Genomic DNA, 23,670 nt, shown 5'->3' on the forward strand with positions numbered 1-23,670 from the left:
GCTTGGAGAAGCCCGCACTGTAACGGTACTCCGTTCAGTGTCGGGAGTCGTCACACAAAGAAGGTTACACACCTATTATTAAATGGTTGATTGGCAAAAATAATCACGGCAAACGGGTAAACCATTACAACAATTCTATTGCTAATAGTTTGGGAATTGATATATCAAATTATTCTGTAGATCACGCTTTAGCTATACACGATCTAGAACGCCGTCGTATTGAAACAGAACGGATGCTGTGGGACGCATTAGAGCAAGATTGCTTTACCCCTTACAGAAAAGCTTTTTCTGAATTTAACTGGGGAATAGGAATGGAAAGCTTAGTTCTAAGTAAGGTTTATCCTTTTGAAAAGTTCTTGGTTAACGGATTTCCCGTAACTGAATGGGTTGAAACTCGAAATAATGGTAAACAAAAAAGACATCGCAGTTTACAGCAATTTCAGTCTTATTTAGGCTTATCTCGCCGTATTGAGCAATCAGGAGACAAAGAAAGCTTAAGGTGGTTTAACTCTCGTATGATGCGATCGCACTTTTATATCTGGTGTATGTCCAGAATTTGCCCATCACCCCCCCGTAGGTTGGACACAGAAATAGGAAGGAAATTAGGAGCAAAGTGGGACACCATGAAGGAAAAAAAACAGGCTAAGGGCAAAGATGCTATTATTCGGTTAACCTTTTACGCTACCCGATTGCTATTTAACCAGCTAAAACACGAAATCGTTTTTTAGCCCTTCCGCAATCCCTTATTTTTCGCAAGTGGGTTTTTTGGATAGAAGTTTAATTTAGAGAGATTATGAACTTCCTATCTTTTAGGCAGCACCCAGGAGACAGCAGTTATCTTTTACTACATCAATATAAAAAATAGTTAGGACAGATAAACTACGGTAAACAGAAACAACAAAAGTGGAGCAGAAAATGCAGTCACTGTCCTAACCTCGATGCATTGTGTGATACAACAGCGAAATCAGTGAGAAGATGTAATTTGTAATTTAACAGTTGCCCTACTCATTTAAAAAAGTAGCAGCTAAAGAGGAAAACAAACAGCTTTTAACCTTCCACAATAGTTTATAAATTAATAAATAACTTGTCTGTGAGAAAATAGAATAAAATGTGATCTATTCTCAATATACTCAAAAATGCTATCTGATGAAGAAGCCTTTACCCTCCTAGAAACTATCCTAAAACCTAACTGTGTTAACGATCTTCAATGGTTGGTATTTCGTCAGTGTTGGTTAGGGAAAACCTATCAAATGATTGCGGAAGAAAACGGCTATGATCCCGACTATATAAGGGTTGTTGGTTCTCGACTCTGGCAACTATTGTCAGAAACTTTAGGGGTGAAGATAACAAAAAGTAACTTTCAGACAGTCTTGAGACAATGTCTCAACAAAACACCAGTCCTATCCGTAAGTTCCTTATCTCAACTGCCCTTCCCTGATGGTGTAGTTCCACTTAATTCACCATTATATATAGAGCGTCTTCCTATCGAACATCGTGCTTATGCAGAAATTATCAAACCAGCAGCCTTATTGCGTATAAAAGCACCCTCTAAAATGGGAAAAACGTCTTTAATGTTGAGAATTTTGGAATTTTCAAAGGACAATAAATATCATAGAGTGCGCTTAAACTTACAACAAGCAGATAACACCTTATTTACCCATTTAGATCCGTTTCTGCGTTGGATTTGTGCTAATATTGCCCATCAGTTAGATAAAGATCCCAAACTGGATGACTATTGGGATGAAGAATTAGGGAGTAAGGTTAGCTGTACTGCTTATTTACAAGGGTATATTCTCGAATCCCTTGATAATCCCTTAGTTTTAGCTATAGACGAAGTTAATCATCTTTTTGAATATGAACAGATCGCTCAGGAATTTTTGCCGCTCTTACGTTTTTGGCATGAAGAAGGGAATAATATTGATATTTGGCAGAATTTGCGCTTAATTATCGTTCATTCTACCGAAATTTATATCCCTCTAGAATTACAGCAATCTCCTTTTAACGTCGGTGTTCCTATTCAATTACCCGAATTTAGTTTAGAACAAGTTCAAGCTTTGGCAGATTTACATAATCTTTCAGATATTATTGATAAAAATGGGAACGAACCCTTAAAAAATTTAATGGAAATGGTGGGGGGACATCCTTATTTAATTCGTCTAGCTCTTTATCATTTATATGCGGATCAGATAACCATGAAACAACTATTAGATGAAGCCGCTACTCCCACTGGGATCTATCATTATCATCTGCAAAATCATCTAATTACCTTAAACGAACATCCTGCGTTAAAATCAGATTTTAATAAAGTTATAAAGTCGGAAAAACCTATCGAGTTGGAAACAATTACTGCTTATAAATTAGCTAGTATGGGATTGGTTAAACTACAAGGCAAAAAAGTATCTCCCAGTTGTCAACTTTACTGTTTATACTTTGCTAATTTACTAGAAAACTAAAATATGAGGTCTGCCTGATGAGTGAGAGAAATGTTATATTATGAAATTAATTAAAGCTTATCTAAAATGGATAATACTAGGTGTTACTTTATTCTTCATTGTTTCTACTTTTAGAAATAATTGGCAAGCTATAACCGAAGTGAAAATTAATTTTCAAGGCTGGATATTCTTATTATCAAGTTTAGTTATAACTTTATTGGCACATATTTGGTCTGCTTTTGTCTGGATAAAAATATTACAATTATTTAAACAGTCTTTCCCTTATGTATGGGGATTCAAAATATATTTAGTAACCAATATTTATAAGTATTTACCTGGAAATATTGGACATTTTTATGGAAGAATTTCTGCTATTTACGAACAAAATATTCCTATTTCTATTGCTAGTTTTAGTGTGTTGTTGGAACCATTGTTAATGGCAGCATCTGCTTTGCTGATTGCTTTATTAAGTCATAGTATTGGCTTGATTGAAACTACGAAAAACTTGAATATATTATTCTTACAAGGATTTTTCTTAGTTAGCATTTTAGTGGGGATTCACCCAATAATTATTAATCAAATCATTCGCTTTGTAAAAGCAATAAAATCAAAAGACAATAAAGAAAACTCAACAGTTTACTTAGATAAATATCCTGGTGTAATTTTAATTGGTGAAATTATATTTTTACTATTAAGAGGATTGGGGTTTATTTTAGCTTTAATGGCATTTATTTCGCTTTCTTTCCAACAAATACCCATTATTATAAGTGCTTTTAGTTTTGCTTGGTTACTGGGTTTAGTTATTCCTGGTGCGCCTGGAGGATTAGGCGTTTTTGAAGCAACAATTATCGCTTTATTAGAAACATCATCTTTACCTATCGAAATTGTTTTAACGACTATTGCTATTTTTAGAATTATTAGTATTTTAGCCGAGATTATAGGAGCAGGAATAGGTTATTGGGGGTTTAAAAGTTAGGAGATAATTATCCCCTAACCATTTTAGACAACTAATTAATTCTTGCTGATATAGCGAGAGACAAAGTCTTCGTATGCTCTAGCAAAGGGATTCTTAGACTTAGTGCTTTCGTGAGAATGTTTATTCACTGAGGCAACTGATTCTTCTAGTTTCTCCTTATGTTCAGGTTTAGCAACAGTTTGTATTGACTGTTTGCTCTTAGTTTCAGTTGCTACAACAGGAGTTTCTTTCACTTCGGAAGTTTCGGAAATCTCTAGGTTACTATCTTCTATTTTTTGTGTTATTTCATACTCAGAATCTACATTATTTACCTCTGCTGCGGAAGTATCTTGCTCAGATTCCGTTGTGGTGGTAGAAGATTCAGAATTGTTTTCATTTGCTACAACAGGAGTTTCTTTCACTTCGGAAGTTTCAGAAACATCTGGGGTACTATCTTCTATTTTTTCATCCTCAGAATCTATATTATTTACCTCTGCGGTGGAACTATCCTGCTTAGATTCTGTTGTGGTAGTAGAAGATTCAGAATCGTTTTCATTTGCTACAACAGAAGTCTCTTTAACTTCGGAAGTTTCAGAAATATCTGGGGTACTATCTCCTATTTCTTCTGTTGTTTCATCCTCAGAATTTACACTGTTGACCTCTGTTGTAGAAGTATCTTCGTTGGGTTTGTTGATAGTAGTAGAAGTTTCAGAAATAGTATTTTCTGGGGAAGGAGTAGGGGGAGTTTCTTCCGGTTCAGGGGGTTGTAGAACTTTGATAAACTGCTTTAACTGTTCTTCTTCCGTTACTGATAGTTTGCTAACTTCTTCTACTTTTTTAGCGATCGCTGTTTCACCAATATAACTTAACCATTTCTCAAAATCCCCCCTTTTCAAATAATATATAACTTCTTGGGGGGACTGATGACAAATTCCGATTAAATCCTGTACCGTATAGGCGAGATGACCACTGCTAAATCTAAATGGTTCTGGCATTGTTTTGTGTGTAGTGTGTAACAATAATCGAACTGAGAACATTAACTCTCTTGTCAAAATAGTATCAAAAACCCTGATCCATCCGCTAAGCTATTAAGTATTTAAATCGCTATTTGAGGCGGCAAGGGAGCAGGAAGCAGGGAGAGTAGGGAGCAGGGAGAGTTTGTACTGAAATTCCCAATAAGTTTTTTAAATGCACAACAGTTTATCTCTCTAAAGTGCGAGCGCATCTGTGTTTTCAGCTAAAACTCAGGATTCTATCATTTATCTTTTAGTTAAGCGTGACAAGATAAAATAGACTTATCATCGATTGTCCACCATGTTCCTAATCAAATCTCTCCCCAATGTGAAACAACTGTCTAATCTAGCTTCTCTACGAGTTCGACTCACCCTTGGTATTGCGTCTATGTCTATTTTAGGACTGGGTGTGGTAGGAATGGGAGTCTGTTGGCAAATGCAAAACATTTTGGTTGTTGCTCATAAGAATAACACACACTACATCGCAGATCGCTTCCCCTCCGACGTAGAAATCTACAGCGATATGGTGTCTTTGGAGGAAGGAACCCAAAAAGCGATCGATAACCTCTCTAACTCCCAAACCCTATTATGGGTAAGAGATACCCAAGGAGAATTAACAGCTCAGTCTGAAGCTTTAAAAATGGGAATGAGAGGAAAAAATCTTCTCTCTTTAACAGATATTGCGTCGCAACCAGAATTCAGAAAAATTGGCGATCGCTATTGGGTATTATGCTCCACAAGATTGGTAGTTAAAGGGGTGGATCTAGGAGACTTTCATATTGCTCAAGACATCACCAAAGACCAAATGATGTTTTGGGGGGTGATGCGCAGTCTGTTGATGGTGAGTATCATTGCAACCATCTTGATGACGGGGTCCATCGCTTGGTACATTCAAACTGCTTTACAACCCCTAAAGCGCATGAGTAAGACAACAAAGGATATTTCTCCTGAAACCTTGGGACAAGTGCAACTTGAACTAGAAAATGCTCCCAGTGAGGTCAAAGAATTAGCAAACACCTTACAAACCACCCTCACTCGTCTTTCTAACGCTTGGGAAGATCAACGTCAGTTAGTTAGCAACGTTTCCCATGAGTTACGCACCCCTTTGACGGTGGTTTCTGGTTACTTACAAAGTACCCTACGCAGAGGTAATAATTTAACCGATATCCAAAAAGAAGCTCTAGAAACCGCTTCATCAGAGGCCGATCGCACTATTCAACTACTACAAGATTTACTCGATTTAGCTAGGGCCGAAAATGGACGGATGTATTTTCATCTAGAAACCATTGTTCTCAACGAGTTATTAGGAGAAATTGAAGGGATGGTGCATCAATATCCTATTCCCGTCGAAATTTCTCTCCCGAATGAATCAGTGAAAATAAAAGGGGACAAAAATCGCCTCAAACAAGTATTTTTGAATTTAATCGATAATGCTGTTAAATATTCACATTCCCCCGAACCTATTGTTATCCAACTTAGTCAAGAAAAACAACAAGCTAATATACAAGTCTGCGATCGGGGTGTAGGTATTCCTCTAGCGCATCAAACTCGCATTTTTGAGCGGTTTTATCGGGTAGATGAAGCTAGAAGTCGTAACGTTGGGGGAACCGGACTAGGTTTATCTATCGTCAAAACTCTTGTAGAAGGGATGGGGGGAACCATTAAGGTTATTTCAAAACCCAATCAAGGCACAACTTTTACTATTCTTTTCCCTGTGTTGTGATTTGGTTCAATTATTTTAATATTTGTGATAACTTTAAGTCATTCTCTGCTCCCTATTTTCACAAGTAATTGAGGATGAAAACCCCAACCAAAGAACCTAACAAATATATATTAATATCAGGAGATGCTGAACGTCAGAAATTAGAGGTTAATTTCTGGTTGATATCTCTGATGGCTGTATTACTATTTATTGCCATTTACACTCTAACTTTATTATTCTTAAGACCGACTTTTATTGGCATTCTTTTGTACGAAAGAGGATTTACCCAGTTTTTGGTCATTTATTTGGCTTGTTTTGTGATTTGTTTAACAGTAATTAAACTAATTAAACTGCAACAAGAATCTTTATCCTTACGTCGTTCTTGGGTTCCCCAAACTGTCACTTTTGATAATCCCAGATCCCGAGATTTATTGACCTTACAAAACAATCTAACCAAACACAATCAACTTTTACCTATTCGTTGTAGTCGTATTTTGTCCGCTTATATCCAATCAGGCAGCCGTAAAATTGCCTCGGAATTAGCCTTAGATGATTCCACATTTTATCTAAGTGCAACGGATGCGTCCTATAGCTTTCCCCGTGTTCTGGTTTGGGCAATTCCTTTACTGGGATTTATTGGGACAGTTATCGGAATTAGTCAAGCGGTAAACGGTTTTTCTAGCTTCCTAGAACAAGCAGGAGAAATCGAACAAATTAAAGAAGGTATCGGTACTGTTACCAGTGGTTTAGCAGTAGCTTTTGACACTACTTTATTAGCTTTATTATTGAGTGTTTTGGTGATGATTCCTCTAGTTTTAGTAGAAAGGATGGAATCCCGTTTACTCCTGAAAATCGATATTTATATCAATGATTTAGTTTTACCACGCCTCAGAGAAAAAAGCGAAAACTTAGACTATGAAGGCATTAAGCGATCCGTTAGTCAAGCTTTTCAAGAATATTTACCCAACCCCGAAGCGTTAATTGAACCAGCACAAATTTATGCTAAACAAGCAGCAGAAAATTTTTCTCAAAGCTTTATTTTAGAAATTGAAAGACTGCAACAACTGAGCGGTAACTTAATCGAACAAATCGAACAAATTAATAATATGAGTCTCGAAGAAAAAAGTAAATTTCTAGAAACTCTAGACCAACAATTAAACGTTAACCGAGAGCTTTCTAGGTCTATGATTACCGAAATCAAACAGATCCAACCTATCCTAGAAAAATTAAGTAAACCCCGTTTAATTACCTTTACCGACTCTGAAGAACTTTAACTCATGCGTCGTCGTCCTTTTGCTAAAAAACCCCTAGAAGTGGAATTATTTCCCTTTCTTTCTATTTTGGCTTGTACCATTGGTACGCTTATTTTGTTAATCATTGTTTTAACCACCCAACTACTAAAAAATGAGCGAGCAATCACCATTATTGCTAAACAAGAAACCACTGGAGAAAATCAAGGTAAAATACCCAAATACATAGAATGTCGAGAGGATGGAGTTTTACTACATCCTAGTAAAGTTTTTGTACCCAAATCCGACATTAATAACCAGCGATCGCCTCTAAATCAATTAATTAGAGAAGTCCAAAAAAACAAAGATAAACAGTATTTAATTGTTGTTCTTCGTCCCCAAGGAATCGATGTGTTTCAACAAGTTAGAGACATAGTAGAAAAACAGGGGATTGATATTGGATATGAACCCATTGATGAAGATTGGACACTAAAAATAGAAGAAGTAAACAACAATGAGAACTAGAAGATATCGTCATCTAACCTCCCCTAATCAAAACCTAGATTCTTTTCTCGATATTCTTACTAATACCGTCGGGGTATTAATGTTTATTAGTTTATTTATTACCGTTGTTGCAGTGGAGTCGAGTACCATTGTTACAACCCCTTTAGTTTCTAATACTGATAAAAAACCTCGATTCTTTGAAATCAGAAACAACAAAATATCTTATATTGACGATGAAGAAATAGACCGTCAAATTGCCCTTTTAAACCGAAACTTACCCGAATGTTCTGTTCCCGAAATTCCCCGTGACTTAGACAATTACAATTATCAATTTTATCTAAATCGAGTTCAAGAATACGAAAATTGTCGTAGACAAACCGTACAAAGTTTTCGGCAATTTAAGGGACAAACAGAAAATTATCAAGTAACATTTTATGGTGCTGATGCACTCATTTACGAACCCTTAACCCCCGAAACAGGAGAATCTTACAAAACAATTGCTCAAACAGATTCAGACTATAATGAAATATTAGAAAAGTTCGATCCTAAGACCAATTATTTAGCTTTTTTAGTACGTCCCGATAGTTTTTCTGCCTTTCGAGCAGCGAGAAAACAAGCATGGAAAGCAGGTTATAATGTGGGTTGGGAACCTTTAAAACAAGAAACGCCTATTGTTTTTGGTTCTAATGGAAGAACAGTTGGGGTACAGTAAAAAATATTATGATATTTAATAAATAGTGAGTTTAGCTTTTAGTCGTTAGCTGAACCATTTTAGTCTGCTGATTTTTAATGGTTTGTCTGCTCACTTTTACAAGAGGTCTTTTGTATACAAGTTTGGTGTTAGCAGATTTTTTACTTTTGTATGCTTTTATAGAGTAACCCAAGCCATTGGACAAATAATCTGAATGAGGAGAGCAACCCATGATCCAAACATTAACAAAGCAACAGAGATGGCTGACTGGAACTTTCGCCAGTTTGCTCTTAGGAACGAGTTTGGTGGGAATCGCTGTTAAAACCCAAGCGCAAGAGGAAGTTGATCAACAGGAAGTTCAGCAACAGGAGGTAGTGAGCGAACAGGAACAGGTGGAACAAGCGCAAGCAACCGCCTTAGAAATAATCACCAAGATGACTGAAGCACAACAGTCCTATTACAAAGAAAATGGCAAGTTTCAGGTTGTTATTGATGACATAGCCAAGGATAATGACCTAACTTTGCCTTCTAGCTTTAATTATGCCGTTCGCACCAGTTTTCAAGGGGCTTACATTTACGTTCTACCAGCCAAAACGCCCATAGCTGACCAACTTAAGGCTTACGTTGGGGGAGTTTTCATTAAGTCTCCTGAAAATAAAAAAGATGATGAGACTATCAAAGGAGAAATCGTCACTATTATCTGTGAAACCAGACAAACAGGGCGCAGGAGACCAGCAGATCCCCGAGTTGCGTCCGCGAAGGAGGATAGCAGTGAGCTATCGTTAAGTTGTGCAGATTCTACTGTTCCAGTTTCAAAGTAGAAACGAGAAAGAATCATCAACTACCCCACAGCAAGACGGATGGGGTAGTTTATTTAATGAAAAAATAGGGCGTGAGAAATAAGTACCGAGACTTGGTATTCAACTAAAAGCAGAAATCATCAATTTCCTTTTTTATCGAATTAATTACTTTATCAACAGAATCTTTTAAACTGGGACTAATTTCTAATCCTAATCCTAAGTTTTCTGCTTCAATTAAATAGACAGTAACATCATCAGGAAACTCCTCTTTAAATATTTTTCTTCCTGCGCCTAAAGCATGATCCCACCGAAAATCGTGTAAACTATAGCTAGGTTCGGGTAATTCTTCTAATTCTTTTCCTGGCACTTTATACACAGTTCCTGGTTCTGAATCTGTCGAACAAGCATCAACAATAATTAGTTTTTCACTTCCTCTTGCTTGAAACATCACCTCCATTCCTGCAGTTCCACAATCGTAAATTTTTAGATTAGATAAGTTATTATTTTTAAAAACATCTTGCAATTTCTGAGCAATAATAACACCCACTGCATCATCACATCGATTCAGATTACCGCAACCAATTACTGTTAACATTTTTTATGGTTTATCAATTAGATTATTAGCTATTATAATTTCATTTATTAATCAACTAAATTAAAATAAAATTATGGTAATCTACAGCCAAGTATGATATTGAGTTGTACACATATTTTTATTATCTATAATTTTAAAATATAAGCGACTTGGCACAAAAATAAGATAATGATACTAAATCCGCTTATTATAGTAGAGCAATATTTTTTCTTTCCCTGCCTTTTCAAGATTATTATCTACTTTCTAAAGCGGATTGGACATTAACCACTAAACAAGTTAAAACACCTCTCAAAACATGAATAAAGCCATACCCTCTTTAGAGATTAACGCATCCCGTCAATTTACTTCTTGGCTGTATGAACAAAAACTTAGCCTTATTTTTACCACTTATCAAGCAGGAAAAATATTTTTTATTGGATTAAAACCCGATGGAAAACTATCAGTCTTTGAGCGAACTCTAGATCGTTGTATGGGTTTATGTATTGATGGTAATAGTTTATATGTGAGTGCCCTCTATCAACTATGGCGATTTGAAAATACCTTGGAAAAGGGACAAATCTACGATAACTATGATGCCATTTACTTACCCCAATTATCATACATAACAGGGGATCTTGATATTCATGATATTGGAGTACCTCAGAACAATAAAAAACCGATCTTTATTAATACCCTGTTTAGTTGTTTAGCAACAGTAAGCGAAACCCATAGTTTTAAACCTCTTTGGAAACCCCCTTTTATCTCTAAATTAGCCGCCGAAGATCGTTGTCATCTTAACGGTTTAGCGATGAGAAATGGAGAACCTTATTCTGTAACAATGGTAAGCCAATCCGATGTGGCAGAGGGGTGGCGAGAAAATCGTATTAACGGCGGGTGTGTTATGGATATTACCAATAATGAAATCATCGCCGATGGATTATCTATGCCTCATTCCCCTCGATGGTATCGGGAAAAATTATGGATTTTAAACTCAGGAACCGGTGAATTAGGATTTATTGATTTAGAAACAGGTAAATTTAACCCTGTTACCTTTTGTCCTGGTTATTTACGAGGTTTTACTTTATACAAAGATTTTGCAGTAGTGGGAACATCTGAAATAAGAGACAATAAAACTTTTCAAGGATTACCTCTGGACGAAACATTAGCTACAAAGAAAGCAACCCCTAGATGTTCCTTATTAGTCATTGATTTAAAAACAGGGGATATCGTTCATTCTTTGCGGATTGAAGGGGTTATAAAAGAGTTATATGATGTGGCTATTTTGCCCAATTTTTGTACTCCTATGGCCATTGGTTTTCGCTCAGAGGAAATTCGCCGCGTTATTACAGTTGAATGACTAATATGAGTTTAGTTTGAAGAAGAAAAACAGGGAACAGATCATTATTCCTTGTCTTGTCTTTATCTCAATTAACTAATATCAAAGTCAGCTGCACTCAAATTACTATAGCAATCGGATTTGATTTATAAAAAACGATAATCTTATCGATAAAAAAGAAAAATTCTTATCCTAAGTTTTTCTCACCATAATAATAGAAAAAACTAAGTTTATTTTTTTAATAAATACTCTAAATTGATGGTTTAATCAAAGTAGAATAAACCAAATACTCTGATTTTTTTAGGAAAATAATATTTTTATTAATTTAATACTGTAGAGTAATAAAATTGACATCATTCTGGGCTATCCATAGAGATAGACTTTTGGAAAATCAAATGTTTTTCCTTCAATAGCTTCAACAAATACTTTTTTTACATCTTTAAAAGATTCACAAATAAAATAATTTTCTCGAATAGCTTTTTTAGCCACTAACCAGATATCTTCTACAGGATTCTGTTCGGGAGCATGAGGAGCAAATAAAACACAAGTAACTTGCCATTTTTCTTGGGTAAGTCCACTATTAATTTCTTCAAGATATTCTTTTATTTTGTCATATTGATGATAGGATACTCCGTCCCAAATTAGACCAATTCTTTGGTTTGGTCGTTGTTTTTGTAGATATTTAACAAACTCGACTGTATATTCTGAGTCAGCTTTTTTATAAGGTTTAAGCAAAAATTCTTTGGTTCCATAATCCAAAGCTCCATAATAAGTCTGCTTAGAACGTTGATTAGTCATGGGAATTTCAACTCTCTCATCAGTTTTTACCCAGACATAACCACATAAATTATCCCATAATAAATGGCATTCATCTATCATAAATACACTCAATTTTCCCAACCTAATTTCTTTTTGCCAGTTGAGAATAAGCCGAGTAATTTCTCTCTTTTTCTTAGCTACAAGTTTAGGGTCTTTCTTCGGATTTTTTTTCTGGCTTTTTTTCCAACTTATCCCCGCTTCTTTAAATAAATTATGGTAACTTCGTTTCGCTTTAAATTCTATTTGAAAATTGACTTTTATATAATGCGCGAAGTTCTCTGAGATTCCAGTGAGCCTTACTCTTCAACCAGTTAATTACTGTTGATTTTTGCTCAGGATTCAAAAAAGGAATTCCTTCTTGATAACCGAGCCTTAAAGCTTTTATGCCTGATGAAAGAAAAGCTTGTTTCCACTTAGTAATAAACCCCAATGATACACCGACTATTTTTTGAATTTCCTCATAAAGATAATTCTCTTCAGAAAGTTTAACAACTAAGGCTCTTTTTAATTCTCTTGAGTCGAATCTTTGTTTAATAAAATCGTTTAATTCATCTATTTGATTGGGGTTGAGAGACTTTTTGAACATTATCAAGAAATTATAGGTAAGTATTTTAAATAGTCTATCATACTGAGTCGGGAAGACTATCCCTAAAACTCTTATGACCGCTTGATTCCGACAATTTTTTGTTTTTAAATAGCATGAATTTTCAAGAAAATAGTTGCTTGTAAGCTTCTGCAATCGTAAACTAATTAGCTCCAGATATCTCCCCCACAAAATTCTATTCCACCAAATTATACTATCATTAGTTAGGATATTATTTTAATATTTATTGATTAGTAAAATTAGTCTTCAATTTTAAATTTATCAATATATCTTTTCGGAGTTAGTAACTTATCAAAGAGCCTAAAGCTTATCTTCTTATCGGTAAGCTTATCGTTTTTCACAAATCAAATCCGATTGCTATATCAATACCATTGAGAACAAAGCCATAATTTTTAATTTGTTTCAAAAATGGATTAATTTTTAGAGCTAAAATTCTAATTTTGTGGTTTTAGCTCTAAATAATAAAAGCCCAGTGTCTCTGAGCAGAATTCAAAAAGCAAAAGTATATAGGTTAGGAATTTTTATGTTTTGTTGTTGGTGGGTTATTTGCACCACGCCATACCAGTTTCCACAGACTGAGACTTTTTGGTCGACAATATTAGTGCTTTGATTGTTCCTGAGAAAAACTGTTTTCGTCTGCTTGTGAAGCAGAATTACACACTCCCTTTCTCTCCTGACTCCTGTATTCTGACTCCTGACTCTTTCTGCAATATTTTATTTATTAAAAATATCAGATAAACCCTGGAGTAACTTATTATTCTCAGGGATAGTGCGAACTGCAACACGAAAATAGCGATCGCCTAATGTTTCAAAAGTAGAACAATCTCTAATTAAAATTCGATATTTTTCTAATAATTCCTGTTGTAATCGACCACTAGAAATCTCACTCTTAACCAAAAGAAAATTTACTTCATTGGGAATGGTTTTTAACCCTTTGATCCTTGATAAACCTGTTAACATTTGTTCACGGGCTACTGATAGCCACTTTCTGGTTTGTTGTGTAAATTTCTCGTCTTTTATAGCGACAATACCTGCCTCAACTGCTAAACTATTAACCGACCAAGGATCGCGCCAAATTTGCCATTGTTTGATTCGTTGAGGATGAGCAATGACATAACCTAAACGCAGACCTGGAAGACTGTAAAATTTAGTCAGCGATCGCACAATTATCAAATTAGGATAATCAGCAATCAAAGGAATTAAACTTTCTTGTTGAGTGGGAGAAACAAAATCCATGAACGCTTCATCTACCACAACTAATTTTAACCTTTCTAACAAAGGTAATAAACTGTCTATGGTAAATAGTTTTCCCGTAGGATTATGGGGATTATTAATAATAATACCAGCATTGCTTTCCCTAATATTAGCGAAACACTCAAGAGAATCATTCACTTGCCAGGCAAAAGACACAGGGCTAATTTTTGCGTCATAAGCTTGTAAACTTCGCCAATAATCCTTAAATCCAGGAACCATAACATAAGTGAGCTTCTCTTGTGCCAACTGACGACCCGCCCAAGTCAATAATTCTGCCGCCCCATTCCCCGGTAAAATCCACTCAGAGGGGACTTTGTGCCATTGTGAGAGGGCCTTTCTCAGTTCTGTGTAGTTTGGGTCAGGATAGTGTTGAACACTGCTTAAAGCTGATTCTATAGCGGTTAAGACAGTTTTGGGTGGGCCGAGAGGATTAATACTGGCAGAAAAATCTAAAATAGAAGAAACTGGACAGCCAACTTGCTGCGCTGCCCAGACCAAATTACCACCATGAACGGGTTGTTTCATTTGCCGACTGAGGTGACTACTCTTTCGGCGGTGCAACCCGTTCTTTGAATAGCTTTCCAGCCGAAAAAGCAGGGACTTTAGTGGCAGGAATGCTCATCTTTTCGTTGGTTTTGGGGTTCCGACCTTCCCGGGCTTTGCGATCGCGCGATTCAAAAGACCCAAAGCCCACTAGAGTTACCTTATCATCCCCTGCTACTGCCTCCATTATGGTTTCAATGGTGGCACTAATGACGATTTCTGCTTGTTTTTTGGTAACTTCGGCTTTATTAGCCACTGCATCGACTAATTCACTCTTATTCATAGGATAATCTCCTAGGTATTATGTTTGCTTTCCTATGTTGTTTTGGCAAATCTCGTTAAAAAAGAATGGACCACAAGATATATTAATCAATGTAAATCCCCAAAATCCCCATAGGCTAGATATTTCACTGCATTATTCTAAGCTGAATTGTCCCTGATTGATCCCATGAAACTTGAATTTATATATATTTTTTTTATTTCTGTTAGAGAGTATTCGTTCTTGGGAAAAAAAGTTGAGGTCATTTTGCTCAAATAGCCAGAGGATAACGATAAGATAGAAAGACTTATGATGCTCAGTACCGTAATCTGTGAGAGGGGTTATGAATAATTATTCTCCAAAACTACTATGGCTCAACAGATCAGGGTTGGGATGTTTCTTAAATCTACTGCTAGTAGCTATATTACTGGTTTCTTTTGGCTTGGGATGGGTGGTTAATGGATTCTTGATTTTATTGGGGGTAATCTTCATCACTCCCATAATTGGGTTCTGGTTATTACGATGGTGGGTTAAACGCAACTTGATCGAGGATCAATGTCCTGTGTGTAGCTACGAGTTTACAGGGTTCAAAGGGACAAATTCTTCTTGTCCTAACTGCGGGGAAACCCTAGAAGTACGAAACGGCAAGTTTCAACGAATTACCCCTCCAGGAACTATCGATGTTGACGTGGTGGATGTCTCGGTTAAACAACTGGATCAATCTAACTAACCTAAGTTCGGTGTTAGGAGTTCGGAGGGCAGTGTTAAACGAGATGATCCGTATTTGAGACTCCTGAAATGGACAGATTTTCTTATACTGATATCTTGCACCAGTACATAAAAACTTAAATTAGTCAGCAGTTCCTCACTCCGTTCCGGCGCTATCGCACAGCAGTCAGCTTTCATATCCTAGCTGAAAGCGTTAAGCTTATGTTTAATCTCACTCACAGCATAAGATAGAGATTGATATGTTTCAACTGATGGCTGATGGCTGATAGCTGAACCCTTACAAACTAGCCAGTCTTATCGAAGGTGCAAGATGTGAGTGATATGGAACTCAGGCTAACTAAACTCACTTCATAAAACATTATATATTTTGTTACATAATTTAAAGTTACATAACATTTTGTATGAGTAGACCCTACTACTAGGGTAAACTAAACCTTAAGCCTAACTATATTTCACAATAGACAAATAAGATCCTCTTAAAGTCTTTGTTCAGTTGGGAAACTTCGACTGTTATCAATTATCATTTGAAGTGCTTGACGAAGGAGAACACTCGGTTAAGGAGCCGAAAATCATGTCACATAAAGTTAAAATTTACGATACCTGTATTGGTTGTACTCAATGCGTTCGCGCTTGTCCCCTCGATGTTTTAGAGATGGTTCCCTGGGATGGTTGTAAAGCCGGTCAAATCGCTTCTTCTCCTCGTACAGAGGACTGTGTAGGTTGTAAGCGATGCGAAACCGCCTGTCCTACCGATTTCTTAAGCATTCGTGTTTATCTTGGGGCTGAGACTACCCGTAGTATGGGATTAGCTTACTAAAAAAACCTCATATTAAATCTGTCATTCTCGACATTTCTCCCACCTAATTATCTTTAATTTGGTGGGTTTATTTATTGCCAATTGGAAATTTATCTCCTCTTTTTACAAAGCCAAAAAAACCGTCTTTTTTAGCATCGGGGAGTTCTCCGGGTTGATAACCGTATAACCATATTTTGCTTTTAATCTGGTGGGGTAATTTAACCAATTCTTTATAGTGCGAGTGTACAGGGGTGGGATATTTTGAGGTTTCACAATCGTGAAAAATTATGTCCGCTTGTTCGTAGTAATTTTTCAGGTTTTCATAACACAATTGAGTGTCGCTTGTTATAAAAATTTTGATGCGATCAACCTCAAAAAATAAGCCGTAGGTTGGCATCACATAACTGCCGTTATCAATATGAATAGTCTTCACCAATTCAAAGTTAATATTTTCCCAACTAAACAAGCGGTTATCATCAACGGAATAAACATCAAAAAAACTTTCTAAATTGGTAATATTCCCTTCAACCGATCCCATTCCTCCTGAAAGGGTACGCTCCCAAATATCACTAGCAACGTCGTGACTTAGATAAAGATTAGGTTTATGACATTGAGGATCAAATTTAGTGCTTAACCCCACATATTCTAGTCCCCCCGCGTGATCAGAATGTAAATGACTAATATAAATATCCGTAATATCTCGATGGCAAAACCCCTCTTTATACAAAGAAAAACGAATATCTGAACCGCAATCAATTAACAGCTTTTTTCCCGTTTCAGTGATCAGAAATATATTAGAATGAAAGTTACCATCCCCGACGGTAAATGCTGAACCAGAACCCAAAAAAAGTAAATGAATCATTCGATAGTTTAAAACACTATGATTAACTTATAGTTGTTACTATTACTAAACACCTACATAAGACTCTGATAAAGTTTCTCTAGTTCCTCAGCAACATCAGGAGGTTTAGCAGTGAAGCGTATACAGAATCCTTTGTCAGTGTTAAATTTTTCTAAAACTTTAGCATAAATATCACCACTAATTATTTGAGACGTTTCTCTGTCTAATAAGTTACATTTAATATTAGTCATGCCAGAGATAAACCCTAGAGGGTCATCGTGTTCGTAGTCAATTATACCCTCATTTTCTGATACGGCGACTAATTTTCCATTATATTTAGTATCTGCAACATCTTTACCATCCAAAACACTATATCCTAGCAATAAAGGTTCGAGTAACTTAACAAATTTTTCTTCTTCTTTGGGTAAAAATAAATTATGGTCTCCTTTAATTCCTCCTACTTCATAGATAGAAATAGGTTCTTTTACTCCCTTTGGTTGCACTTTTTTCTCGGATTCAATGATAACCAAGGAACCTACTTCGTTTAGTGTGGATTCAGAAAGCAAAATTTGTCCCCCGAGGGTGTAAGATTCCACCCGATAAGTTAAATTAACTTGAGAACCAACTACACCGTATTTTGTCCGTTTTTCTGAACCGATATTCCCCACAACTACTTCCCCTGTATTAATACCAATTCCCATATCTAGTTTAGGTAAGTTCCATTGTTTCATCTGTTCGTTGACCGATTTCATGGCTAACTGCATGGCAATGGCGCAAGCGATCGCTCTTTCTGGATCGGTTTCCTGGGAAGTGGGCGCACCAAATAAAACTAAAATTCCGTCTCCCATAAATTCATCAATGGTTCCTTGATAATGGGTAATTACATCGGCCATTTTCCCCAAATAAAAGTTAAGAATTTTTACCACTTCTTCAGGAGATAATCGTTCAGATGTAGCGGTAAATCCTCGCAAATCAGAAGTTAAAATAGTAATCTTTTTTCGTTCTCCTCCCAAAGATAAACCAGCCGGATTTTCTAATAAGTTAGCTACCACTTGATCTGTCAGATAACGCCCAAAGGTTTTACGAATGTCCGCTGCTGTTCGTGCGATGTATGCAGTAATGGCTATGGTTGAACCCACAAAGGCGATAAAACCAGGAACAACAGGGAGCCACCATCCTTTTAAAAAAGCAACATAAGTACCACCCATCAAGACTATACCTACCCCTACAATCACTCCCCATCGTACCCAAGCGAGATTTTTAGCCCCCTGCTGATAGCGAAACCTCCAGGTTAGGGTGGCCCCTGTCCCTGCACAAAAGACTATCCACAGCCATTCTAGGGGGTCTGACCAAGTTTTGAAGAGGGGACGATCTTCCATGGCCCCACTAATCATCTGACTGACTAGGTTAGCATGAATTTCTGCCCCTGCTACGGGTTCTGAAAAACCCATTAAACCGCTACTGTAGGGAGTAAAAAACATGTCTTTGAAGCTTTCTCCTACCTTCCCAATGATAACGATGCGATCGCTGGCCCAGTCGGAGGGAACCCTATCTTTAAGAATATCGGTCATGGAAACGGTTTCAAAGGTGCCATTACCTCCCCGATAGTTAATTAATAGTTGATAACCTCCTGCATCCGTGCGAACGTAACCCCCATCATTGGGGTTGAGGGGTGAAAAGAGAGTTTTCCCTAGTTGCCATTGTTCGGTTCCTGGAATTGTTTTTGCTTCGATACCTTCTTGCTGAAGATAACGTAAAGCTAGATGCAGACTAAAACTATAAACTGTTTCTCCTTCTTCTGTGTCTAGGGAAATTAACCCCCGTCTCACACGGTTGTCTCCATCAAAAATTAGGTCATTAGCCCCTACTTGACCTTTTTCTTTTAAAATAGGCGGTGGTGGTACGGTTTCCCATCCCACTTTACCGGCTACTTTTTGGATACCCACAAGATTGGGGGTTGTCTCGAATACCTCTGCTAATTGCTCATTACCAGGGGGTACAGGTAAATCTCGATAGATATCTAAACCGATGGCCCGCGGGTTTTGGTCTTTTAATTTATTAAGTAATTCTGCTAAAACTTGGTCGTTGATAATCGACTCATTGCGCTGTTGTAAGTCGTTTTCGTTGATACCAACAATGACAATGCGATCGTCTTTCGGTTCGGGGGGACGAGATTTCATATAAAAATCGAATACATCCCATTCCCATCCCTGTAATAACCCTCCCAACCGTAATAAAATGACCAATCCTGCTACAGTTGGGGTTGTAATCCACACGCCACGAGTTTGCCAGAAAAGCTGCTTTAAACCTTCCCACATATATAGAAGTTTATATAATTATTTTGGGCTTATTCTAATAAAAAAATCCCCTTCGTTGCAAAAACTTTCTAGGAGTGGGGACTATTTTTGTCTGAATTTGTAATCTATGCATAAGGAAATTGCTATGAGTAGCCAATAAATCTAAAGATTTTATAAAGATTTTTTGATCAAGTAACTCTAAAAATAAGAGGAAAACTAGCTTATCTCATTATCATTAACAACCTCTTCCAAGTTACTGTAAAAATAGAAAGAAAACTATTATACTTTAGGACAGTTAGTTTAATAATTATCTTAACAATGGAACAAGAACCCGTTGGTGCAAATCAAATTGATAAACTTCAACAAGAAATAAAAGAACTTAAACAAAAAAATGCTCATCTAGAGTCTTTATTAAACACTGAATCACAACAGAAAAAATTACAGAACCAAGTATCTTTATTTCAACTTGTACTTGATAATATTCCCTCTCTTATCTTTTGGAAAGATCGAGACTCTGTTTTTCAAGGATGTAACCAACAGTGGGCAAAAGCCGCCGGGTTTAAGCATCCCCAAGAGATAATTGGCAAAACAGATTACGACTTATACCCCAAAACAACTAACGTAGCAGAATATATTGCAAAAGATCGTTACGTTATTGATTCGGGAGAACCCCAATATCATGTTGAATATAAATCAGAAAAAGATGTGTGGTACGATACTCGCAAAATTCCTATTCGAGATCATCAAGGGAATATTGTGGGTATTTTGGCAACCATCGAAGATATTACTAAACGTAAAAAAGCAGAAGAAAGATTAAGGATTGCCGAAGAAAAACAACGGGAAAAATTAGAAGAAAAGATAGCTGAAAAGACAAAACTAATGCGACAAGAAATTGCGGAAAGAAAAGAAAAAGAAAAAGCATTAAAATTAATTTTACAAGGAACTGCAAAAGAAATTGGGAATGCTTTCTTTAACGCTTTAGTAAAAAATCTTTCTGAGGTTATTAATGTATCTTGTGGGTTTATCGGGGAAATAGAATACTCAAAAAATCAGTTAAATATTTTGTCTTTTTGGAGTAATAAGGTTTTGATAAATCCCTTCACAATTAATTTACAGGAATTTGACTGTGAAAATATTTGTGACTTGAATTTTTATGAGTGTTTAATATCGAATAACCGACCAGTTTATGATTACTTATCCTCAAAAGGATTACTAGTTAGACATGATTGGATCTATCCATTATTTAATGTATCTGGAGATGTTATTGGAATTTTAGGTATTCTAGATAAAAATCCAATTAGGCTAGATGACAGTAAGAGTTCAATTTTCCAAATTTTTGCAGCTAGAGCCGGAGCAGAATTAGAACGAAAACAGGTACAATTTGCTTTAGTAGAAGCCAAACAAGCAGCCGAAATAGCAAGTCAGGCCAAAAGTGCTTTTATTGCTAATATGAGCCACGAATTACGCACTCCTCTAAATGCTATAATTGGTTTTGCTCAACTATTAGATCGAGACAGTACCCTCAAACCTGAGCAGAAAAAACAAATACAAACTATTAATAGAAGTGGAGAAAATCTTTTATCTTTAATTAATGATATTTTAGAAATTGCTAAAATAGAAGCAGGAAAAATAGAGCTGACAACCAAAACTTTTGACTTATACAGTCTCTTAAACGAAGTCAAGGATTTATTTTTGCTAAAAGCCAAAGAAAAAGGACTACAGCTTACCTTCTCTTGGTCATCTTCTCTTCCTAAATATATTTCAACCGATCAAGGAAAACTGAGACAAGTTTTAATTAATTTATTGGGGAATAGTATTAAGTTTACACAACAGGGAACCGTCGCTTTAAAGATAAGATTTAACCAGGAGGAAACCTCTATTGAGAAACAGGGAATATCTTCAAAAGATTGTTTATTGTGGTTTGACGTAGAAGACACAGGAGTTGGTATTGCAGATGATGAAACCGATAAACTTTTTCTTCCCTTCGAGCAAACCGAAACAGGACGAAATTCATTTCAAGGAACAGGTTTAGGTTTAGCCATTAGTCGTAAATTTATCGAATTAATGGGAGGAGAAATTGAAATTAAAAGTACAGTGGGAATGGGAACTCGTGTTACTTTTATGATTCCTGTTGATACTTCTACATCAGAAGTAATTATTAATGAAACTTCCCCTCAGAAAGTAATTGCCCTAGCCCCAGATAAGCCCATTTATCGTATTCTAGTAGTAGATGATCACACCTCCAGTCGCTCATTTTTGAGGCAAATGCTCTCTTTAGTAGGTTTTGAAGTGAATGAAGCGAGTAACGGACAAGAAGCTATTAACTGTTGGCAAACTTGGCATCCTCACCTTATTTTAATGGATATAAGAATGCCGATCATGAATGGTTATGAGGCAACTAAATATATTAAATCTACCCCTAATGGCAAAGCAACAGTGATTATTGCCCTTACAGCTAGTGCGTTCGATGAACAAAAAAAGCAGATTTTAGCAATAGGTTGTAATGACTTTATTGCTAAACCTTTTTCAGAGGCAATTATTTGGGAAAAACTTGCTCAATATTTAGGAGTTTCCTATCTTTATGAAGAGGTTGACAACAAAGAAGAATTGAACCCCATAGAACAAGAAGAAAAAACAGAATTAGACTCAGGTAAAGTGTTAGTAGAAAGTTTATTAACCCTATCTGAAGAGTGGAAAGAACAACTTTATGAACAAGCAAAACAACTGAATCGCAAACAAGTTTTAAAATTGATCGAGGAAATTCCTGAGCATCATACTACTTTAATAGAAACTTTGACCAATTTAGCCCAAAATTATAAGTTCACTGAAATTGCTGAACTTGTCCAATCCTAAAATCCCTAACCCAGAAAACTCATTATGCAAGACATTGAAGCTATCTTAGAATTCACAGAAGAATTATTTTATGCTAAAACCGAAAATTATTTTAGCGATTTACAACGTATTATTATCTTATCCACCCTGCAAAATAACCGTCAAACTTACGAGAAAATTGCCAATCAGTCTGGTTATTCGGCAAAGTATATTAAACAAGATATTGCTCCGAAACTATGGCATATCTTATCGGAAGTATTTGAAGAGAAAGTAACCAAAACTAACTTTAAAGGGGTAGTGGAAAAAAAGATACGTCATCAGAAAAAATCCATCCCTACCCCGCCACAAAACTCCTTGATTGACCAAGAATATGACCTAGAAACCCTCAATCAGTCCTTGGATGAGGAGGTTCCCAGTCAATCCGTTTCTCCAACCTCTAAAGGCAATATTCTTTTAGTAGATGATCAACCACAAAACTTAAATCTTTTATCAGATTTGCTGGAAGAACAGGGTTATGAAGTAAGACAAGCTTTAAATGGTTTAATCGCCCTAGAAGCTGTAACATTGGCTTTACCAGATGTCATTTTACTGGATATTAATATGCCAGATTTAGACGGTTATACTGTGTGTCAACGACTCAAAGCAAATCCTAACACTAGGGATATTCCTGTTATTTTTGTTAGTGCTTTAGACGAATCCTGGGATAAAGTTAAAGCCTTTTCTGTAGGAGGAGTTGACTATATCAGTAAACCTTTTAAAGTGATTGAAGTATTAGCAAGAATCGAAAATCAGTTAAAAATTCAATACCTAAAAAAAGAACTGCAACAGAGAAATATTCAACTACAACAAGCTATTGAAGAATTACAAAGATTAGCCGTTTTAGATGACTTAACGCAAGTAGCAAATCGTCGCCGTTTCCATGATTATTTAAACAAACAATGGGAACAAGCTGGTGAAAAAGGAGAATCATTAGGTCTGATTTTTTGTAAGATCGACGAATTTCCCAACTACAATCAAACTTACGGTAGGATAGAAAGCAATCGCTGTCTTTATCAGGTAGCACAAGCCCTTAAACAAGGGCTACAATCTTTTAATGTTCTTCTGTGTCGCTACCAAGGAAGTCAGTTTGCTATCGTTGTTCCTCCCGATGAGGTTCCTAATCTTGAGAAGATGGAAAAAACCTTGCTAGAGGAAGTAGAGAAACTTCGTCTCCCCCATAGTTCTTCCTCTCTGGACTCTTATGTTACCGTTAGTATGGCAATGACAACGACGATGGTTGATGCACAGATAACCTCCGATACTTTAATTGAATTGTGCGACAAAAAACTACAACAAGCACAAGCAAAAAGTGATGACTAAGAGACATCTATTGATTAATAACTTATCTGTTTCAATTTTGGTTATGTTATCGTATCTTCTCAAAAAGCCAGGGGTCACTCGCTGCGAAAACTTAGGCCAAA

At 36.3% G+C, this 23,670-nt stretch carries 21 protein-coding genes; 13 read left to right on the forward strand and 8 right to left on the reverse strand.

All coding sequences use genetic code 11. The features are described 5' to 3' along the window. Nucleotides 1-86 precede the first annotated feature (86 nt). The 3 genes from P9B04_RS20355 to P9B04_RS20365 all read left to right on the forward strand — a co-directional run bounded on the left by P9B04_RS20355 (nt 87) and on the right by P9B04_RS20365 (nt 3,408). Complete coding sequence (locus P9B04_RS20355) at nt 87-728, forward strand: hypothetical protein (protein ID WP_342056799.1); 642 nt, start codon at nt 87-89, stop codon at nt 726-728. 408 nt (nt 729-1,136) lie between these two features. Next, nucleotides 1,137-2,453: an AAA-like domain-containing protein gene (locus tag P9B04_RS20360; protein WP_342056800.1), complete on the forward strand. Its 1,317-nt coding sequence runs from the start codon at nt 1,137-1,139 to the stop codon at nt 2,451-2,453. 40 nt (nt 2,454-2,493) lie between these two features. Then, nucleotides 2,494-3,408 (forward strand): lysylphosphatidylglycerol synthase domain-containing protein, encoded by a 915-nt coding sequence (locus P9B04_RS20365; protein ID WP_342056801.1) that lies wholly within the window; start codon nt 2,494-2,496, stop codon nt 3,406-3,408. Between the two features lie 35 nt (nt 3,409-3,443). Here the strand turns inward: P9B04_RS20365 and P9B04_RS20370 are convergent, their stop codons facing one another. Next, entirely contained in the window at nt 3,444-4,382 is a 939-nt protein-coding gene (locus P9B04_RS20370) for a hypothetical protein (RefSeq protein WP_342056802.1), read from the reverse strand. A 319-nt stretch (nt 4,383-4,701) separates the two neighbouring features. Here P9B04_RS20370 and P9B04_RS20375 point away from each other — a divergent pair, with 319 nt between their 5' ends. The 5 genes from P9B04_RS20375 to P9B04_RS20395 all read left to right on the forward strand — a co-directional run bounded on the left by P9B04_RS20375 (nt 4,702) and on the right by P9B04_RS20395 (nt 9,347). Continuing rightward, entirely contained in the window at nt 4,702-6,123 is a 1,422-nt protein-coding gene (locus P9B04_RS20375; protein WP_342056803.1) for a sensor histidine kinase, read from the forward strand. Nucleotides 6,124-6,197: 74 nt separating this feature from the next. Then, nucleotides 6,198-7,376, forward strand: a complete 1,179-nt coding sequence (locus tag P9B04_RS20380) for a MotA/TolQ/ExbB proton channel family protein (RefSeq protein ID WP_342056804.1) — start codon at nt 6,198-6,200, stop codon at nt 7,374-7,376. Nucleotides 7,377-7,379: 3 nt separating this feature from the next. Then, the gene (locus tag P9B04_RS20385) at nt 7,380-7,856 is read left to right on the forward strand and encodes a hypothetical protein (protein ID WP_342056805.1); all 477 of its coding nucleotides are present in this window, start codon (nt 7,380-7,382) and stop codon (nt 7,854-7,856) included. Further along, nucleotides 7,846-8,547 carry a hypothetical protein gene (locus P9B04_RS20390; protein WP_342056806.1) on the forward strand — a complete coding sequence of 234 codons (702 nt, stop codon included), beginning with the start codon at nt 7,846-7,848 and terminating at the stop codon, nt 8,545-8,547. Before P9B04_RS20385 ends, P9B04_RS20390 begins: the two co-directional genes overlap by 11 nt. A 209-nt stretch (nt 8,548-8,756) precedes the next feature. Continuing rightward, complete coding sequence (locus tag P9B04_RS20395; protein ID WP_342056807.1) at nt 8,757-9,347, forward strand: type IV pilin-like G/H family protein; 591 nt, start codon at nt 8,757-8,759, stop codon at nt 9,345-9,347. Nucleotides 9,348-9,450: 103 nt separating this feature from the next. Here P9B04_RS20395 and P9B04_RS20400 read toward each other — a convergent pair whose 3' ends face one another. After that, the gene (locus P9B04_RS20400; protein WP_342056808.1) at nt 9,451-9,921 is read right to left on the reverse strand and encodes a hydrogenase maturation protease; all 471 of its coding nucleotides are present in this window, start codon (nt 9,919-9,921) and stop codon (nt 9,451-9,453) included. A gap of 295 nt (nt 9,922-10,216) precedes the next feature. On the opposite strand from P9B04_RS20400, the gene P9B04_RS20405 reads away from it, so the two are divergent. Then, nucleotides 10,217-11,257 carry a TIGR03032 family protein gene (locus P9B04_RS20405; RefSeq protein WP_342056809.1) on the forward strand — a complete coding sequence of 347 codons (1,041 nt, stop codon included), beginning with the start codon at nt 10,217-10,219 and terminating at the stop codon, nt 11,255-11,257. 342 nt (nt 11,258-11,599) lie between these two features. On the opposite strand, the gene P9B04_RS20410 is transcribed toward P9B04_RS20405, so the two are convergent. The 4 genes from P9B04_RS20410 to P9B04_RS20425 form a co-directional block, all read right to left on the reverse strand. Continuing rightward, on the reverse strand, nt 11,600-12,340 hold the full coding sequence (locus P9B04_RS20410; RefSeq protein WP_342056819.1) for an IS630 family transposase: 741 nt from the start codon (nt 12,338-12,340) through the stop codon (nt 11,600-11,602). After that, nucleotides 12,288-12,641, reverse strand: a complete 354-nt coding sequence (locus tag P9B04_RS20415) for a helix-turn-helix domain-containing protein (RefSeq protein ID WP_342056810.1) — start codon at nt 12,639-12,641, stop codon at nt 12,288-12,290. The genes P9B04_RS20410 and P9B04_RS20415 overlap by 53 nt, the downstream gene beginning before the upstream one ends. Nucleotides 12,642-13,373: 732 nt before the next feature. Continuing rightward, nucleotides 13,374-14,438 (reverse strand): threonine-phosphate decarboxylase CobD, encoded by a 1,065-nt coding sequence (gene cobD / locus P9B04_RS20420; RefSeq protein ID WP_342056811.1) that lies wholly within the window; start codon nt 14,436-14,438, stop codon nt 13,374-13,376. Nucleotides 14,439-14,454: 16 nt separating this feature from the next. Then, nucleotides 14,455-14,739: an HU family DNA-binding protein gene (locus P9B04_RS20425; RefSeq protein ID WP_342056812.1), complete on the reverse strand. Its 285-nt coding sequence runs from the start codon at nt 14,737-14,739 to the stop codon at nt 14,455-14,457. Nucleotides 14,740-15,058: 319 nt separating this feature from the next. Here P9B04_RS20425 and P9B04_RS20430 point away from each other — a divergent pair, with 319 nt between their 5' ends. Then, nucleotides 15,059-15,445, forward strand: coding sequence for a hypothetical protein (locus P9B04_RS20430; protein WP_342056813.1), 387 nt, complete (start codon nt 15,059-15,061; stop codon nt 15,443-15,445). 570 nt (nt 15,446-16,015) lie between these two features. Further along, nucleotides 16,016-16,261: a photosystem I iron-sulfur center protein PsaC gene (gene psaC / locus P9B04_RS20435; RefSeq protein ID WP_342056814.1), complete on the forward strand. Its 246-nt coding sequence runs from the start codon at nt 16,016-16,018 to the stop codon at nt 16,259-16,261. A 67-nt stretch (nt 16,262-16,328) separates the two neighbouring features. On the opposite strand, the gene P9B04_RS20440 is transcribed toward psaC, so the two are convergent. Beyond that, on the reverse strand, nt 16,329-17,102 hold the full coding sequence (locus P9B04_RS20440) for an MBL fold metallo-hydrolase (protein WP_342056815.1): 774 nt from the start codon (nt 17,100-17,102) through the stop codon (nt 16,329-16,331). Between the two features lie 53 nt (nt 17,103-17,155). Then, a complete protein-coding gene (locus P9B04_RS20445) occupies nt 17,156-19,399 on the reverse strand; it encodes a CHASE2 domain-containing protein (RefSeq protein ID WP_342056816.1) in 2,244 nt (747 codons plus the stop codon). Nucleotides 19,400-19,696: 297 nt separating this feature from the next. On the opposite strand from P9B04_RS20445, the gene P9B04_RS20450 reads away from it, so the two are divergent. After that, nucleotides 19,697-22,231: a response regulator gene (locus P9B04_RS20450; protein WP_342056817.1), complete on the forward strand. Its 2,535-nt coding sequence runs from the start codon at nt 19,697-19,699 to the stop codon at nt 22,229-22,231. A 24-nt stretch (nt 22,232-22,255) separates the two neighbouring features. Continuing rightward, nucleotides 22,256-23,569 (forward strand): GGDEF domain-containing response regulator, encoded by a 1,314-nt coding sequence (locus tag P9B04_RS20455; protein WP_342056818.1) that lies wholly within the window; start codon nt 22,256-22,258, stop codon nt 23,567-23,569. Nucleotides 23,570-23,670: the final 101 nt, after the last annotated feature.

This window comes from Crocosphaera sp. Alani8 (assembly GCF_038442745.1).
In the GTDB taxonomy this organism is placed as follows: Bacteria; Cyanobacteriota; Cyanobacteriia; order Cyanobacteriales; family Microcystaceae; genus Crocosphaera.

Excerpts from the sequence above, each read along its gene's own strand:
- P9B04_RS20400 (WP_342056808.1), bottom strand. The coding sequence starts at position 9,921 with ATGTTAACAGTAATTGGTTGCGGTAATCTGAATCGATGTGATGATGCA.
- P9B04_RS20430 (WP_342056813.1), top strand. The coding sequence starts at position 15,059 with ATGAATAATTATTCTCCAAAACTACTATGGCTCAACAGATCAGGGTTG.
- P9B04_RS20450 (WP_342056817.1), top strand. The coding sequence starts at position 19,697 with ATGGAACAAGAACCCGTTGGTGCAAATCAAATTGATAAACTTCAACAA.
- P9B04_RS20445 (WP_342056816.1), bottom strand. The coding sequence starts at position 19,399 with ATGTGGGAAGGTTTAAAGCAGCTTTTCTGGCAAACTCGTGGCGTGTGG.
- cobD (WP_342056811.1), bottom strand. The coding sequence starts at position 14,438 with ATGAAACAACCCGTTCATGGTGGTAATTTGGTCTGGGCAGCGCAGCAA.
- P9B04_RS20395 (WP_342056807.1), top strand. The coding sequence starts at position 8,757 with ATGATCCAAACATTAACAAAGCAACAGAGATGGCTGACTGGAACTTTC.
- P9B04_RS20375 (WP_342056803.1), top strand. The coding sequence starts at position 4,702 with ATGTTCCTAATCAAATCTCTCCCCAATGTGAAACAACTGTCTAATCTA.
- P9B04_RS20390 (WP_342056806.1), top strand. The coding sequence starts at position 7,846 with ATGAGAACTAGAAGATATCGTCATCTAACCTCCCCTAATCAAAACCTA.
- P9B04_RS20425 (WP_342056812.1), bottom strand. The coding sequence starts at position 14,739 with ATGAATAAGAGTGAATTAGTCGATGCAGTGGCTAATAAAGCCGAAGTT.
- P9B04_RS20415 (WP_342056810.1), bottom strand. The coding sequence starts at position 12,641 with ATGTTCAAAAAGTCTCTCAACCCCAATCAAATAGATGAATTAAACGAT.
- P9B04_RS20405 (WP_342056809.1), top strand. The coding sequence starts at position 10,217 with ATGAATAAAGCCATACCCTCTTTAGAGATTAACGCATCCCGTCAATTT.
- P9B04_RS20455 (WP_342056818.1), top strand. The coding sequence starts at position 22,256 with ATGCAAGACATTGAAGCTATCTTAGAATTCACAGAAGAATTATTTTAT.
- P9B04_RS20440 (WP_342056815.1), bottom strand. The coding sequence starts at position 17,102 with ATGATTCATTTACTTTTTTTGGGTTCTGGTTCAGCATTTACCGTCGGG.
- psaC (WP_342056814.1), top strand. The coding sequence starts at position 16,016 with ATGTCACATAAAGTTAAAATTTACGATACCTGTATTGGTTGTACTCAA.
- P9B04_RS20380 (WP_342056804.1), top strand. The coding sequence starts at position 6,198 with ATGAAAACCCCAACCAAAGAACCTAACAAATATATATTAATATCAGGA.
- P9B04_RS20370 (WP_342056802.1), bottom strand. The coding sequence starts at position 4,382 with ATGCCAGAACCATTTAGATTTAGCAGTGGTCATCTCGCCTATACGGTA.
- P9B04_RS20385 (WP_342056805.1), top strand. The coding sequence starts at position 7,380 with ATGCGTCGTCGTCCTTTTGCTAAAAAACCCCTAGAAGTGGAATTATTT.
- P9B04_RS20365 (WP_342056801.1), top strand. The coding sequence starts at position 2,494 with ATGAAATTAATTAAAGCTTATCTAAAATGGATAATACTAGGTGTTACT.
- P9B04_RS20360 (WP_342056800.1), top strand. The coding sequence starts at position 1,137 with ATGCTATCTGATGAAGAAGCCTTTACCCTCCTAGAAACTATCCTAAAA.